The 16,256-nt window shown below is 41.0% G+C and carries 12 protein-coding genes; 6 read left to right on the top strand and 6 right to left on the bottom strand.

Features of this window, described 5'->3' with window-relative positions:
* Nucleotides 1-389 precede the first annotated feature (389 nt).
* The gene (locus tag ASU31_RS26725) at nt 390-1,406 is read left to right on the top strand and encodes a GntR family transcriptional regulator (RefSeq protein WP_057935286.1); all 1,017 of its coding nucleotides are present in this window, start codon (nt 390-392) and stop codon (nt 1,404-1,406) included.
* Between the two features lie 637 nt (nt 1,407-2,043).
* Here ASU31_RS26725 and ASU31_RS26720 read toward each other — a convergent pair.
* Nucleotides 2,044-2,304 carry a RagB/SusD family nutrient uptake outer membrane protein gene (locus ASU31_RS26720; protein WP_280739896.1) on the bottom strand — a complete coding sequence of 87 codons (261 nt, stop codon included), beginning with the start codon at nt 2,302-2,304 and terminating at the stop codon, nt 2,044-2,046.
* Between the two features lie 229 nt (nt 2,305-2,533).
* On the opposite strand from ASU31_RS26720, the gene ASU31_RS26715 reads away from it, so the two are divergent.
* The 3 genes from ASU31_RS26715 (at nt 2,534) to ASU31_RS26700 (ending at nt 6,469) form a co-directional block, all read left to right on the top strand.
* Nucleotides 2,534-4,870, top strand: coding sequence for a PAS domain S-box protein (locus ASU31_RS26715; RefSeq protein ID WP_083505559.1), 2,337 nt, complete (start codon nt 2,534-2,536; stop codon nt 4,868-4,870).
* Between the two features lie 27 nt (nt 4,871-4,897).
* Complete coding sequence (locus ASU31_RS26710; protein WP_057935284.1) at nt 4,898-5,257, top strand: response regulator transcription factor; 360 nt, start codon at nt 4,898-4,900, stop codon at nt 5,255-5,257.
* Nucleotides 5,258-5,836: 579 nt separating this feature from the next.
* A complete protein-coding gene (locus tag ASU31_RS26700) occupies nt 5,837-6,469 on the top strand; it encodes a TetR/AcrR family transcriptional regulator (protein WP_057935282.1) in 633 nt (210 codons plus the stop codon).
* 289 nt (nt 6,470-6,758) lie between these two features.
* On the opposite strand, the gene ASU31_RS26695 is transcribed toward ASU31_RS26700, so the two are convergent.
* Genes ASU31_RS26695 through ASU31_RS26680 form a run of 4 tightly spaced genes read right to left on the bottom strand, consistent with a single transcriptional unit; the run spans nt 6,759 to nt 13,226 of the window.
* Nucleotides 6,759-7,871 (bottom strand): Gfo/Idh/MocA family protein, encoded by a 1,113-nt coding sequence (locus tag ASU31_RS26695; RefSeq protein WP_057935281.1) that lies wholly within the window; start codon nt 7,869-7,871, stop codon nt 6,759-6,761.
* On the bottom strand, nt 7,871-8,734 hold the full coding sequence (locus tag ASU31_RS26690; RefSeq protein WP_057935280.1) for a sugar phosphate isomerase/epimerase family protein: 864 nt from the start codon (nt 8,732-8,734) through the stop codon (nt 7,871-7,873). The genes ASU31_RS26695 and ASU31_RS26690 overlap by 1 nt, the downstream gene beginning before the upstream one ends.
* A gap of 2 nt (nt 8,735-8,736) precedes the next feature.
* Nucleotides 8,737-10,281 (bottom strand): MFS transporter, encoded by a 1,545-nt coding sequence (locus ASU31_RS26685; RefSeq protein ID WP_057935279.1) that lies wholly within the window; start codon nt 10,279-10,281, stop codon nt 8,737-8,739.
* A 26-nt stretch (nt 10,282-10,307) separates the two neighbouring features.
* A complete protein-coding gene (locus tag ASU31_RS26680) occupies nt 10,308-13,226 on the bottom strand; it encodes a PVC-type heme-binding CxxCH protein (RefSeq protein ID WP_057935278.1) in 2,919 nt (972 codons plus the stop codon).
* 125 nt (nt 13,227-13,351) lie between these two features.
* Between ASU31_RS26680 and ASU31_RS26675 the strand changes: the two genes are divergently transcribed.
* Nucleotides 13,352-14,257 carry an AraC family transcriptional regulator gene (locus ASU31_RS26675; RefSeq protein ID WP_209435072.1) on the top strand — a complete coding sequence of 302 codons (906 nt, stop codon included), beginning with the start codon at nt 13,352-13,354 and terminating at the stop codon, nt 14,255-14,257.
* Nucleotides 14,258-14,397: 140 nt separating this feature from the next.
* On the opposite strand, the gene ASU31_RS26670 is transcribed toward ASU31_RS26675, so the two are convergent.
* On the bottom strand, nt 14,398-15,432 hold the full coding sequence (locus tag ASU31_RS26670) for a serine hydrolase domain-containing protein (protein ID WP_245224623.1): 1,035 nt from the start codon (nt 15,430-15,432) through the stop codon (nt 14,398-14,400).
* Between the two features lie 521 nt (nt 15,433-15,953).
* Here ASU31_RS26670 and ASU31_RS27680 point away from each other — a divergent pair.
* On the top strand, nt 15,954-16,100 hold the full coding sequence (locus ASU31_RS27680) for a hypothetical protein (protein WP_157258340.1): 147 nt from the start codon (nt 15,954-15,956) through the stop codon (nt 16,098-16,100).
* Nucleotides 16,101-16,256 lie beyond the last annotated feature (156 nt).

The following is a 16,256-nucleotide window of genomic DNA, read 5'->3' as shown; positions in this document are numbered from 1 at the left end:
AATACCCAGAACCAATAGCACCGTTAAGAGTAAGTTTGGTTTCATATTCATTGTTTATATTTGGTTATATTGTTACGACAGACATTTACATATCTGCAGTATATTTAAATGATTTGCTAAAGCATTTAAAACCTCATCCAGATCTCGATAATAGCAATTAGAGCAGTATAACAATAATTACTACACACATCATCAAATGCTCACAACATTAGTCTGGTCTGGACTGGACTGGTTACTAAACAAATATAATATATTTTATTTCTTTACAAAAGATAAAAAAATAAAAAAAAGCTCCTTACACCCAAAATGCGTGATTAATTGAATAATTATTATGTGGACTGGTTTGGTTTGTATGGTGCATTAATTACATTTGCCTAAATAATATACCTATGACCTCTGAAAACACACTCCAGAAAGGCAATCAAGGCAAGATGAAATACCAGCAGCTTGCCGATCACATTATGTCGCTGATTGAAATTGATCAGCTACGTATTGGAGATCAGCTGCCTTCTCTTAAGCAGCTGCAGTTGCAATTAAAAATGAGTAAGGAAACTTTACTCAAAGGCCTGAATGAGCTTGTTGAAAAAGGCATCGTGGAATCTGTATACAGAAAAGGATATTATGTACGCAAAAAGGCCATTCATCATTCCTTCCGCGTGTTTTTGCTGCTTGATAAAATGAATATTCTGCGTGAACAGTTTTATAGGACACTTTTTAATCAACTGGAAAACCGCGCCGATATAGATATCTACTTTCACCATCATAATTATCAGGTATTTGAAAAATTGATCAAAGAAAATCTGGGTTCATATACACACTACGTCGTTGCAACTTTTTTAAAAGAAAATGTAGCCCCGCTCCTGAACCTGATTCCGGATAAGAAAAGAATAATTATTGATTTAAATGAGCAAGGTTTATCAGGCAATTACAGCAGCATATACCAGGATTACGGCTATGACATTTATAATAGCCTTCATAAGCTACAGGCTGAGTTAAAAAAATACGACCGGCTGATATTGGTTGCCCATCCCGAAGCTGTACATGCCAGGCTGGTAATTGAGGGGTTTTTACATTATTGCACTGAAACTGAGTACCCCTATCTGATACAATCTGAGATTGATGAAAAGACTTTTCAAAAAGGTAATGCTTATGTAACCTTTAGCAGGTACGATACCGATGATGTCATGTTAATTAAGCTCGCCCGAAAAAAGAAACTTAAGTTAGGGAAGGATATAGGTCTCATCTCTTATAATGATACGCTTGTGAAAGAAGTGCTTGAAGATGGTATTACGGTCATTTCAACTGATTTTGAGGCAATGGGTAAAACTGTTGCACAAGCCATTCTGGATGAAAAAATCGTGACTACGAGAAACCCGACAAAAGTTATCAAAAGACATTCGCTCTAATTAGGTTCTTTGCACTTTTGTGGTTATCAGTTTTTTCTGTCATATACCCTTCGATTACGCTACAATTGAGGTTATTCTGTAATTACTTAAATATGAGCGGCTTATGCCCACGTGTATTTCCGCCCAACTAGGCCGTAGCACCGTATCCCCGTTCTACTTAATCCGGCCTAACAAATTTTTCGGGCCACACTGCCCAAGCCACCCCACTGGCTTCGAAAGAAAAATTTTCAGCCGGTGTTTTTTGTTTCTTTTTGACACCAAAAAGAAAGAAGCCTGTCCGGCTAGGACTAATAAAACACCCCGTCCTGCGGACACCCCTCTAAAAGAGGGGAATATATATCACTTGAAATTTAAACGTCATTTATATTGATTTTATACAATAAATTAAACCTCAGGGTGACATCTTTTTATTATCCCTTAACTTAGTGATATTGGGTGTAAGCCTTACCTTAATTGTCCTGATAATATACATAAGAAACAAAATCTTCGAGGTAATTTTTTGGAGAAATAAAGCTATAAATACTTAAAAGATACTGATTTACAAATAATTAAAACAAGGATTCGACTTCTTTGGGCTCAACCTAAAACCCATTGATATCCAAAACATATTGAGGATATCAACCGGCAGCAGATCTTCTTATTTAATCAGTTTATTGGCATCGGTTTCCGTTTTTGGGATCGGCCATAAATATCCTTTTGCGGCATCAAAGGGCGTCCGCTGCAATGCCGTGGTAATCTCATATACGATTCCGGTAGACGCAAACCTGGTTAATTTAGCAGGATTAAAGCCTTTTAAATCCTTATAGGCATCCGGACCGGTCTCCCAACGCATGATATCAAAAATCCGCAATCCTTCAAATGCAAACGCTACCGCCTGAAGGCAAAGGCAATTCTTAATAATAAACTCGTATAATCAGGCAAAAACCACATTTAGTTCAAATTAAACACGTCATTCTTTTTGCATCACACGAGTTCAAAGTCGATGGGTTTAATCGAAAAGGCCAAAATGGACAGTCCATGAAGGGATGCATTTTTATATTCTCAAAACTATTATCGCTCTGGATTGTTAATTTAGATCGGGTATTAATGTGAATGTACCTTCTTTAATTAAATAATTGCCGCCCAGTATGGACTTAACTTCCCAAAATCAACTGTTTACCTTTAAGTCGATTTTTGAAAGCTTGGAAGACGCAGTAATCTGCCATGACATTGATTTTAAAATTACAGATATAAACCCAGCGGCAGCGCGACTGTTTGGTTTTACCAGGGAACAGATCGGAAAGGCAGTTTCCGAAATAATGGAAGAAGCCGTTTTTGAAGAGTATGAGCGCTTGGTGGATACTGTGAGGTGCGGTGCAAAGATCCATGATTTCCGTACCATACGCCGATCCGTAACCGGGGAAGACCTGCATGTTTCCATTACCATCTCTCCAATTACTGATGCCGAGGAAAAACTGATAGGCATTTCCCAAATGATCCGCGACATTTCAGATGAGTATACCGCTGAAGAGCAGCAAGCTACACTAGCGGCCATTATTGAAGGATCTGAAGATGCAATCGTTTCTAAAACGCTGGATGGTTTCATCACCAGCTGGAACAAGGGAGCACAAGGAATTTTTGGTTATTCTGCATCAGAGGTAATCGGGAAACATATTACCATCCTCATTCCTCAAGACAGGATACATGAAGAAGATTATATTATCAATAAGATAAAGGCAGGCCAAAGAATCGAACATTACAAGACAGTACGCCTGGCCAAAGACGGAGCTGAAATACCCATATCGCTTACCGTATCGCCCATAAGGAACAAGCAGGGCCGTATTATTGGGGTAAGTAAAATTGCGCGTAACATTACAGCTCAAAAACTCGCCGATGAGAAGCAGGCCGCACTGGCTGCCATAGTGGAGAGTTCCGATGATGCCATCATAAGCAAAACGCTCGCCGGCATAATCACCACATGGAATAAAGGAGCTGAAAATATTTTCGGTTATAGCGAAACCGAGGCCGTTGGCCGCCATATCTCTATGTTGATCCCGCCAGACCGTCTTGATGAGGAAGAACGCATCATAAGCAGTATCAAAAGAGGTGTAAAAATAGATCACTTTCAAACCATAAGGGTAAGCAAGGAAAACAGGGAAATCCAGGTCTCCTTAACAGTTTCCCCGATAAAGAACAGTGAAGGAACAATCATTGGCGCCTCAAAAGTAGCCAGGGATATCACTGCCCAGAGAGCAGCAGAAAACGCCTTAAAAAGCAACTCCCAAAAGCTCATGATCCTGAATTCGATAGGTAAGAGCATTAGTGAACAGCTGGATGTTGATGTCATTTTGCAGAAAGTGACCGATGCAACAACAGAACTTACCGGGGCGGCATTTGGCGCTTTCTTTTACAATAAAATCAATGAGGAAGGTGAATCCTACATGCTCTATACACTCTCGGGCGCTCCCCGTGAGGCGTTTGAAAAATTTGGTATGCCCCGTAATACAGCAGTGTTCCACACCACCTTCAGCGGTGAGGGGGTTGTGCGTGTAGACAACATCAGAAAAGATGAACGTTATGGCAAAATGGCTCCCCATTTTGGGATGCCCGATGGACACCTGCCTGTGGTCAGTTATCTGGCTGTCCCCGTTATTTCCTCAACAGGAACAGTAATCGGAGGACTTTTCTTTGGTCACCCAGAACCCGGCATATTTTTGCAGGATCATGAAGACCTGGTGGTTGGGGTTGCATCTCAGGCAGCCATAGCACTCGACAACTCTAAACTTTTTGAAGAGGTCAAAACCCTCAGCCTTAAAAAAGATGAATTTATAGCTTTGGCTTCCCATGAACTCAAAACTCCGCTCACCTCTATGAGCGGCTTTCTTCAGGTACTTCAAAAAACTGCTTCAGATGGCCTGAACAAAGTTTTTTTAGACAAGGCGATCAAGCAGGTAGACAAACTCAATATCCTTATCAACGACCTGTTCGACATTTCCAAGGTCCAGGCTGGCAAATTACAGTTCAATTTTGAACAGTTGGACCTTGGCGCACTGATCGGTGATATCTGCGAAACATTTGAGCAGACCGTTCCCGGGCACAATTATATTTATGTCCGCCAGGGAGATCTTGTATTGCAGGGGGATAAAATGAGGATGGAACAGGTAATCACAAACCTGATTGGCAATGCAGTAAAGTATGCGCCCCAATCCCGGGATATTAACATAACGGCTGTAAACCATGACCATGAAATAATTATTTCTGTGATAGATTATGGAGCAGGGATTCCTGCCGCCGAACAGGCACATATATTCAGCCAGTTTTACAGGGTAAGAGAAAAGGACCGGAATATATCCGGACTTGGGTTGGGCCTTTACATTACCAAGGAGATTATTGAACGCCATGGAGGGCGGATATGGGTGGAAAGCGAGCCCGGCAAAGGTGCTGCATTTAAATTTGCGGTTCCCCGCCTGCCGAACACACATTAAAATCTAATATAACAAAGACAAACACAAATGAGCAAAAAATTAGTTTATGTCCTGGAGGACGATGCGGATATCAGTGAGGTGGTCAGTTATATCCTGTCAGAAGAAGGCTACGAGGTAAATGGCTGCCCTACCGTTGCAGCATTCAACCAAATGATCTTGCAGAGATTGCCTGATATAGCAATACTCGATATTATGTTACCCGACGGTAATGGACTCGATATCTGCAGACAATTGCGCATGGATGAACGTACCTCAGTCATTAATATCATTATGATGTCTGCCAACACTACCCAGAACGAAATTAAGGGTTCGGGCTGTGGCGCAGAATTTATAGCAAAGCCCTTTAATATCGACCATTTCGTTGCCCGGGTAAACCGGTATGCTTAAATTGGCTTAACGCCATTACAGGTTTTGCTGTAAATGATATGCTAACTTTCAAAGCCCCTGATAAATCGTGTACAGGCTTGCGTAACATAGTGATGGAGGCTAAAGCATGTCCCATATACTCAATATCATTAAGTTAAGGGATAAATCGTAAAAGATGTTACCCTGAGGGATAATTTATTTCATAAAAATCAATATGAATGACGTTTAAATTTCAGCGGTATATAATTCCCCTCTTTTAGCGGGGTGTCCGCAGGACGGGGTGTTTTATTTGTCCTAGCCGGACAGGCTTCTTTCTTTTTGGCGTCAAAAAGACCAGCACAGCTAGCTTAAATGCCGTTGAAAATATAAAGGCTCATGAAAAAACAAAAAACACCGGCTGAAAACTGCAAAAGGTATAAAAGCACTTCTCTCATCCGTTGTTTATTTTTAAAACCTTTTCCTGGATTGAAAAACAGATCGGTGCTTTATTCATCTGTAACGTTCGTTACTTCAATGTGTTCTGCTGAAAAAGATGGAACAATTAGCGCTGCATTATATATATTTGGAAATCTCCCCAGATCAGTAACCTAAAAACTTCAAATGACAAGAAAACCTACGAGCGGCCCTATCAGAAATAAAGAATGGACAAAACAAAAACTTCTGGCCGCTGTTGGTAAAATCTTAAAAAGTGACGGTTTTACCGGCTTAAACGTTAGCAAAGTAGCATTAAAAGCCGAAGTAGACCGGAAATTGGTTTATGATTATTTCGGCAGTATGGAAGGCCTGGTAAAGGAATACCTGAACAATAGCGATTTTTATACTGCAAATATCGATCAGTCAAAAGAAATAATCGAGCAAAACAGAAGCGACCAAGGCAAAGAGATGTTGTATCATTTATTGGAAGATCAACTCGATTCTTTAATTGCAAATGAAGAAATGCGAAAGATCATCAGTTGGGGAGTGTGCGAAAGTTCAAAAGTATTAGAGGAGTTGAATGAGAGACGTGAATCTTTGGGAGAGCAGTTTTTTAGTGAACTTACTGACCAATACTTTAAAGGCAAAGACAAAAATATCAGACCGGTTGCTGCCCTGCTAATAGGGGGTATATATTACATTACCTTGATTGCTCATACGAATAACGGGCTGATCTGTGGAGTTGATATCAGGAAAGAGGAAGCACAGGCCGAAATAAAGAAGACCATTAAACAAATCATTGAATGGGCATACCTTTAGCCATTCTTAAATAAACTTGTAGTAGTTCAATCAATTAAAAGAAAGGCTCGACTCCCTTCGGCTCACTGGAATCAGTAACAGAAATCACCCAAAAAAAAACACTAAAAACCTGCAAATAAACAATTTACAGGCTTTTGTTTTAGCATTTAGTGGCTTTTTTGACCAGATAATATAATATGTGAGGTGCGTCAACCAAGAAAAATATGCCGCACCGAATTAATTAAGAAGGGGTTTGATAGTTCCCATTTTTACAAACGGCTGTCTGAACCCCATTTAAATGAGTTCCTACTTAAGAGATTGTAAAGTCTGGAAGTTTTATTCTGTGACCGCCTTCCATCGCACTTTCGTGGGCAAGGATACCTACACAGGTAATATTTGCCGATTGCCTTGCATCAGGGAAAGGTACCCGCTCCTCGATCAATGCAGAGATGAACTCATGTACCAGATGAGGGTGAGAGCCACCATGACCAGCTCCCTGAATAAATGACAAGTGCTGATTGTTCTCTCCATCGTACACACCACCAGTAGTAAAGTGCTGTATCTCTTCCGGAAGCAAATGCGCATAATCCGGAATAGCTACTTTTTGAGGCGTTTCACCGGTATGAATCACGGAATGCTCGTGCTCTATCAGCGTCCATTCGAAGCTCTTTTTCGATGCATAAACATCAAAACTCTCCCTATATTGTCTTGCTGTATTGAACAATGACCTGGTTACTTCAGCGGCCAGATCTGAATCTTTAAATTTAATATGGCAGCTTTCTATGGCAAATGGGGATCCATATTTAGGGATTAGATGTGCATCGATAGTCCCTGAACCAAAACAAGACACATATTCGGCGTCGGCTTTGGCCAATGCCAGAACAGGGGCAACACAGTGTGTAGCATAATGCATTGGAGGCAAACCTTCCCAATACCCCGGCCACCCAGCCATTTCCTGCTGGTGCGAAGCCCGTAAAAATTGTAGTTTTCCTAGCTCACCTCTTTCATAAAGCTCCTTTACAAATAAAAATTCGCGACTGTAGATCACCGTTTCCATCATCATATAAGTTAATCCAGTTTCCTGAACAGCTGCAACAATTTGCCGGCACTCCTCCACACTAGTAGCCATAGGAACTGTACAAGCTACATGTTTACCTGCCCTAAGCGCTTTTAGCGACTGCTCAGCATGATTTTGGATCGGCGTGTTGATATGCACCGCATCTACATCCAGATCTTTCAGTAATTCGTCAAAGTCGGTATACCTTGTAGCAATCCCAAAGGCATCCCCGATATTGTTAAGTTTCTCAGCATCTCTTTGACAAATGGCATACATGTTAGCATTGGGATGTTTCTGATAAATCGGTATGAACTCTGCACCAAAACCGAGGCCTACTATGGCAATGTTTATTTTTCTTTGCTCCATTATTTATTGAAATGTGATTTTAAAAATTCAAGTCCTTCTCTGGCAAAATCATCCTGACTATCGGCAAATGGACGCCAGATACATACAGCTGCCGCCAAATCCTGATTTGCTGGTGTAAAACTCTCTATCGAGATTATCCCCTGGTAGTTTATAGCTTCTAGTCCTGCCTTATAGGAATCCCATGGTGTTTGTCCTGTACCAGGTGATCCCCTGTAATTCTCTGAGACCTGCAGGTGTAGCAGCCGATCACCAGCCAACCTAATTGCAGTTTCTATATTCCTTTCCTCTATGGCCATGTGAAATCCGTCGAGCAATATTCCAGCTGAAGGATGGTTAATATCCTTAATAAGGCGCAGTACATCTTCTGCAGTGTTTACCAAATCCGACTCAAACCGGTTAAGTGGTTCTATAGCCAGACGTACCCCTCTAGACTTAGCCATTTCAGCAGCAATCCGCAGGTTGATGACTGCTAATTGCCATTCCTTTTCACGTTGTTCTGGCGGCACCATCCTGGCTTTGCCTACAGCAGAATACATTGGCCCTGCAAAAATGGAAACACCCCAGGACACACATAAATCCAGACAGGTTTCGATATACTTAAAACAGTTTTGCCGAACATCAGGATCTTCACTGGTCAGATCACGGCTAGTACTAAAAGCACCACAAACAACCGCCTTTAACTTATATTTTTGAAGCGCTAAACGTACTGTTTCTACGTCAACCAGTGACGGATCTTCGACAGCAATCTCTACCGCATCAAATCCGAGCGCCGAAATTTTAGAAAATAGTTCTTCGACAGATGAGGTCTGGAATGGAGAAGTCCACAACCAGGTGCTTGCTCCATATTTTATATTTACTGACATATTTAATTCTCCTGTGTCGTTCGATTTTCTAATAGTACAACTTTGTACCCTCCTTTTGACCTAAAATACAGCATCAGCAAAAGATAACTACCTAACATGATTAACGGAAAGATAACAATGTAGCGAAGGGCTTCTTTCTTTGCACCGTCACGTATGGCGGTTACGGTGTGCTGATCTTTAAGACTAGCTCCTGAAAGTTTAGTTTGGTCCAGCCCTTTGTAGTCGCCAAATAAACTGGTTTTCTTTTCTGTTACATAGGTATTATGGATAACCGTGTTGTTTACGACATCATACTGTGCAATTTTCTTATCTACAGATTTATCCTGGATAAAACCAAGAATCCCTGCGCCGATTACCCCTGCAGCAATCATTCCTAGTCCGCCTGTAATATTTAGTGTCAGCGCGCCTCCTTTAGGAAATTGTTCTGAAACGAGCCCCAACATGGTAGGCCAAAAGAAAGATTTAGCTAATCCGTAAATGGTTGCAGCTACGAGTATCATAATTCCGGTAGATGCAGAAAGCATATATAAGCCAATTACAGCAACTCCGGAGCATAGTGACAACAAGCCCAATGAGGAAATTTTATGCACCAGCGGGCCCGCAAAAAATCTCAATACAAACATGATTGCTGAGGTATAAACGAGTACCCAACCGGCTTGAAGTCCGATTTTGGTCATTTCGGGAGTCATCAAATCTGTAATCCAACTATCTGTACCCAGTTCTGTAGTAGCCAGTGGAATCATCACCAATAGTAGAATAATAAATAAAGGACGGCCGAAACTTCTGGTGTAATACCAAAATCCTCCCGTAATCAACAGCGTAATCATTACATTGGTTGGGATAGACCATCCGAATACGGCACCGAGTTGAAAGATAATCAGGGTGACAATAATCAGTGCCCCACCTGCCCCTACTTCCTGAAGCATCTCTTTGTAAGACACACCTGCCTGAACCCTTTCGTTTAAAGGGAACTTACGACCCAGGGTCATGATCCCATAAATCAATGTAGGAATCAATATTAAAGCAATTTTATATTCCCACCTGGTTTCAACACCTAATGTCAGTGCCATTACGCCTCCTAAAACTAAGCCACCTGCCCAACCTGCGTGAAGGATGCTGAGCCATTTGATCTTTTGTTTGGGAAACATAGTGGCCACTACCGGATTCGCCACCGCTTCAACAGTACCATTGCCTATGGCTACAATGAAAGAGCCCAGGTATAACATCCAGTATCCATTCGCAAATATGGTCAGAAATGCTGAGGATATATGACACACTACAGCAAATATCATGGCTGTTTTATAACCTATTTTATCGATTACCAGACTAAAAAGCACAATACTGATGGCGAAGGGCCATAAACCCACTCCCGCAATCTCACCCAACTGAGTTTGGGTTAAATTGAAGTCAATACCCCATTGAGGCAAAATCAATGCCCTCAGAATAAATCCGAATGCTGTGGTCACCAGCGATATAAAGCAGGCATAAAAGAGTTTCATATCCGGAACAGCTTGAGCCCCGGAATTTTCAGCACTTAATTTTGACATGATGAAGAGGTTTAGTTTATATTTGGTTATTTGGTTACTTTCATTACTCCATTCATAATTCTCCAGTGCCCCGGAAAAGAGCAGATATATGGATAGTCGCCCACTGCATCCGGAACTTTAAATCTCAATCTGAACTTCGCTTCCGGATTTACTAGGGGTGTATAAAACAATACTTCAGGCATTTTAGGTACGTATTGCATTTCTGCACCTTTAGGATTTTGAGCCAGTTTATCTGCGGCTGCCCCCACTTTGTTCATGCTCCCTTTTTTAAGAATGAGCAAATTGTGCTGCATAAAATCAATATTATCGAACACCAGCTCAACTGTTGTCCCGGCTTTTACAGTAAAAGTTTTTTTATCAAACTTCATTGCATTTACAATAGGTTTTATGGTAATCACCTGATCTGCTTTCGTTTTAACTGCAGGTTTTGTAGCTGGTGCTTTTGTTGATTCTACGGTATTTTTAACCTGTTTTGAAACCGCAATTTTTAGTGCCTCTTTAATCCATCTGTCGCCAGTGTTTACAGAATCCTTTTGAGCGGCTAAGAGGTCATTAGCAACAGATGGCGATACCGGCAGGTCAGCGAGTTTTAAAAATGCAGCCAAACGGGTATTTAGATTTTTATCTTTTAACAAACCTGTTCCCTGGATAGCCACCAGCGCGGCAGCCGTGTTAGGCAATACCTGTAACGCTGCTTTTCGAACCCCAGCGGAAGGGTGATGCAAGGCATGCACTGCTACTTGGAAAGCTTCAGTTGTACTGTACATCCCCAAGCCGTGCAATGTCCATAAGGCATGTATAGCCGGCGCATTGATCCCGAGCTCATCCACCTCTTGATTGCTGATTATTTTGTATAAATCAGGCACCAATGTTTTATCCCCTTTTTCAACAATCAGCCGCTGCGCAGTCATGCGCCAGAATAGGTTATCACTTTGTAAACCCTTTAATAGTGATTTCGGATCACTTTTATCCAGTGATTTGATGGCTGATGGCTTTGCCTTATTATAGACCACTTTATAGATCCGTCCGTGTACGCGGTCTCGGAGTGGATTAACGTAAGCATTCCCTTTACCAGTTTCAAAACCTGGCGGAGTTGGGTTGTGCTGGATAATGAAATTATACCAATCAAGCACCCAAACAGCACCATCAGGGCCAACCTCAGTCTGCACAGGCCCAAACCACTCATCGGCACTGGCTACCAGGTTCCAGCCGTCTTTTTCTTTAAATCCGGATCCAGATGGTTCCAGTATGGCCTGATGAACTACCCGTCCGGTTGGTTCATTAACAAAAGCAATCCGGTTCCAGTAAGTTTTAGGGAAATTCCTGGCCGTATATAGATTATGTCCTGCTGCGGAGGTAAATCCGTTGAAAACATCCACCTGACGTAGGTTTTTAGTAACCACATGCATGGCATAATGCCCGTCTATCTTATCTATGGCCTGATTAACCGGAACACCGATTTTATCAAGGTAAGGACTCGGAATGCCTAAAAAAGCACTATGGGTGTTGTTTGCTGTAGAAAGGAATACATCATTGTTTTCGGAGAATCCCAGGCCCCAGGTATTATTACTGGTACCACCTAAATACTCCAGGTTTTTCCCGGCACCGTCAAAACGGAAGGCCCCCTGACTAAATTTGATTGCTTTACCGCCAACCTTTCCGTTATAGCCTGAGTAACCTACGGTACCCCAGATTTTATTATCGAATCCATAATGTAGACTGGAAGGACCGGCATGGGTATCAAATGTACCCCATCCGCTAATTATCGTTTCCCTGATATCAGCTTTGTCGTCGCCGTTTGTGTCTTTCAGAAAAATGAAATCAGGTGCCTGAGCAACAATAACTCCTCCCTTAGCGAAAACAATACCAGTTGGAATATTTAACTTATCGGCAAAAACGGTAAATTTATCGGCCTTGCCGTCTCCATCTGTATCCTCACAAATTTTAATCCTGTCATGCCCTTCGCCCTTAACATCTCTAACGGTATTGGGATAGTCAACTGTCTCAACGATCCATAACCTGCCACGCTCGTCCCAGGCCATGGCAATTGGTTTCAATATATCAGGCTCCGAAGCAAACATCTCCAACTTAAAGTCAACCGGAACCTGGGTCATTAATTGCGATTCTGTGGGATTCAGTGCAGCCTGCAGTTTAAAGCCACCAGGTCTTTTTTCATAATTTGGAAGTTTGGCATCGCTATATTCCGGAGCTGGTTTAGGCAATTTTTCCCATTGCTTTTTTGCTTCATCATTAACGGCCCATAGTACTCCATTTTCCAGTAATTTAAGGAAAGATGGATTTTTCCAGGTACGTTCGTCGTGGCCATAAGCAGTATAAAACACTTTGCCTTTACCATAGTTCTTAACCCAGGTATAAGGTTCATGGTGATCGCCTTCCACCCGCTCTGTAAGTACATGAATATCTTTGGCAACCTTATCGTGCACATAAGTTTCGTCCCAGGTGCTAAATGACGTTATGCCTTCCATAACGGGATGTTGGGCATCTACAATTGTTGCTGAAAAATCGCCTGTTTTATGGGTCTTGAATTGTCCGCCTACCATATCGATATAAGCAGCCGAGTTTTGAAAACAAAAGGATGCGCAATGAACGGGAATAAATCCTTTACCACTTTTCACATAATCCAGAAGAGCCTTTTCCTGAGCCGCTGTGATTTGATCATGGTTCGAATAGATCATTAGTGCGTCGTATTTAGACAGGTTTTCTGCATTCAGATCATTAACATCAGTTGTATAGGAAATATTAATTCCATTTTTAAAGAATTCCTGGGAAATGATTTCTGCAAATTTTTCAGAATTATGGTGTTGGCTGTCGTGCCCCAGCAGCAAAACCTCCAATCGCGGCGATTTTATATCTGTTATTAAACTAGCTCTTAAGCTGAATAGCGCAGCCAGGCAAATAACGCCTATCGCTAAGTACTTTTTCATTGTATGTGTTTATTTTGGTTAGCATTCAAAAGCTAATATCTAGAAATAGGCTTACAATGCCTCCTACTTTTTTGTCCAATACTGACTGTATTTTGTCAATGAGTTTATTACATTTGACTATTAACATGTCAACAAAAAGGATAAATGTTATTGAGTCGAATATGAAAGCAGCTGTTCAAAAATCTACGATCCCCGAAACACAAATGTTTATCATCAAAAAACTGGATGACAAACATTTCGATCCCGTTTGGCATTCGCATTGCGAGTACCAGTTATTTGTGGTGTTAGAAGGCACAGGAACGAGATTTATCGGCGATAGCATTAAGTCGTTCGAACCTGGCGACCTGGTATTCACAGGTGCCAACCTACCACATCTTTGGCGAAGTGATGAGGCTTACTTCAAAAAGGATAGTCAATTGAGCGTCCATGGGATTGTCATCTACCTACAGGAAAACTTCATGGGTGAGCAGATGATGCAAAAGGAAGAAATGCTGCTGGTCAAAAAGCTATTAAAAAAATCGGCCAGAGGATTGGAATTCTACGGGGAGTGCAAAGACCTTGTTACCTGTATGATGAAAGAACTCATACTAATGAATGGATTAGAGCGCTTAATCCAATTACTCAAGATCCTTCAGGTATTGGCAAATTCGAAAGCCTATCATTACATCTCACATACAGAATATAGTGATCCTGTTAATGAGAATGAGACCGACCGCATGAACAAAGTTTACGAATATGCACTCGCAAACTTTCGGAGCAGGATTTCCTTGCCGGAACTGGCAGAAATATTGTGCATGACTTCGTCTTCGTTCAGCAGATATTTTACGGCGAGGAATAACAGGACATTTTCCAAGTTTATTATAGAGTTACGCATCAAATATGCTTGTAAACTACTGATAGAAACCAATATGCCTGTATCTTTAATCTCCTATGAATGTGGATTTAATACCTTGTCCAATTTCAACAAGCAGTTTAAGGAAATTATGAACAAAAAACCGTTGGAATATAAAATACAGTTCTCAAGTATTTGATACATTGGCATCAGGCAACATATAAATTTGTCTAATAGCGACCGGCAAATGGCGAATATTTAATAAACCGGATGTGAAATGATGCTTTCTTGCTTGGTCATAAAAATTTAATACCACAGTAAGTTCCCATAGAAAGGCAACTATTTCTGTTCAAAAGAAGGCAAAATGTATTTAATCATGATGTCAAAAGGCAATTTTGACTTTGAGGAGTTATAACTGTTTCCATTAAATGATACAACCAAGCCTAATTCTCTTACCACCATAATATACTGTCCACCATTTCCGGAAGCAAAAACAATATTGTAATTAAAACTTTCAGTCTTTACTTCCTCATTATACCATGTATAAGAATAATAAGTTGGCTGAGGAATAGCTGTACTGTTTTTAGAAATCCCCACATTGGAAAAGTCCTCAATTTTATGGCGTTTTTCCGTCATAACTTTTATCCATTTTTTAGATACTATTATTTTACCCTTGAAAACACCATCGGCTAAAACTAATTGTCCTATTTTATTCAGGTCTCTGGTAGAAATATAGAAGGAACCCGCTGTTGTTTCATGGCCCATGGAATCTTTAGTCCATCTATAGTTGGTAATACCTAATGGTTTAAAAAGATATAGGTCTGCAAAATCCGAAACAGTCATGTGGGAAGCATGGGCAATTATGCCCCCTAAAAGCACTGCATTTATTGATGTATAATCCCACCGGGTCCCCGGCTTGTTTTTTAAAGGCAGGTCAAGACAAAATTTTATCCAGTCCTGTTTAGTTTGCATATCATCTTCACAGTCCTTGGTCCCATCCCATTCTTCACAGTCAAAGCCAGATTTCATCTCAAGTAAATTTTCAATAGTCATACTGTCTTTCAGCGCATCCCAATTCCCATAAGGCCTATATTCAGGAAAATAAGAATATACTTTTTCGTCGGCACTTTTAATAAATCCTCTGTCGATAGCAATACCGATCAATATTCCTGCTACTGACTTAAAAGCAGAACGGGTATCGTGCAGACTGTCTTTGCTAAATCCATGAAAATAATTTTCATATATCTTCTTGTCGTCTTTGTTTATAATCAGCCCCTCAAGGTTAGGATAAGCACCGTTTTTTACTGCAATTGACAGATCTTCTAATTTATTTGTGACTGTCTTTTGCCCACGTGCTATAGAAAAAAGCAGCATCAATAAAATCAGTGTAATGAATCGGTTCATTATTCTAAATGTTTGTTTTTGTTAAATATACTAAAATGACAAATAACAAAACCTCTTAGGTAAATACTAAAGAGGCTTTGCCAACAAGCTTGCCATTGGGATCAATCAGGAAATTTTGCGGTATAGCGCGCGCACCATAAAGTTTAGCTGCTTTAGCAAAACTTTTGCCTTCAGTAATTTTTGTTTTTTTAGTGGAAAAATGTTTGTTAAAAAAAGATTGCTGTTTATACCGGTATGTTTAAAATCCATGCTCAAACCTAGTGGCTTTGCGCCATTAGCACCCCATTTTGAGCTAAAATGAGCTAAATTGGACCAATTAATACGGATAATGAGCTAAAATGGACCGTTACAGTTGTGGGGCAATGGTGCAAGAGCCTGGGGTTTGTGGCTGCCCGATGAATTAAGCTAAGCACCGCGGTTGCCACCCTGTCCAAAGAACTCCTGTGGAGAGCGTAGCCTAAGACTTTTTGAGATTGATAAAATGCAAATAAATGCCCTTCGACTACGCTCAGGGTAACATCTTTTTGCAATTATCCCTTAGCTTAATGACATTGGGTGGCAGCCTGCTTAAGGGCAGCATAACCGTAAGCGGTGTTGCCATTCTGCGAAAGCAGGCGCTGGCTTTACCTTTTAGGTAGAGAAAAGGTAACGCCGGGGTAACCCTGGGGTTAACTTGGGGTTAACCTGGTAGCAACAAAGGGTAAACAACAGGTAAAGCAGGGGTAATTAAATACGGCCATTTTGCTGGCTCTCCAGGTAGGCAGCCAGTAAATCTTTCAGGCAAAAACGATCGC

Source organism: Pedobacter ginsenosidimutans, from assembly GCF_001442625.1.
Classification (GTDB): domain Bacteria; phylum Bacteroidota; class Bacteroidia; order Sphingobacteriales; family Sphingobacteriaceae; genus Pedobacter; species Pedobacter ginsenosidimutans.
Note: the sequence above shows the minus strand (reverse complement) of the source record. Positions and strands in the feature narration are given on the sequence as shown.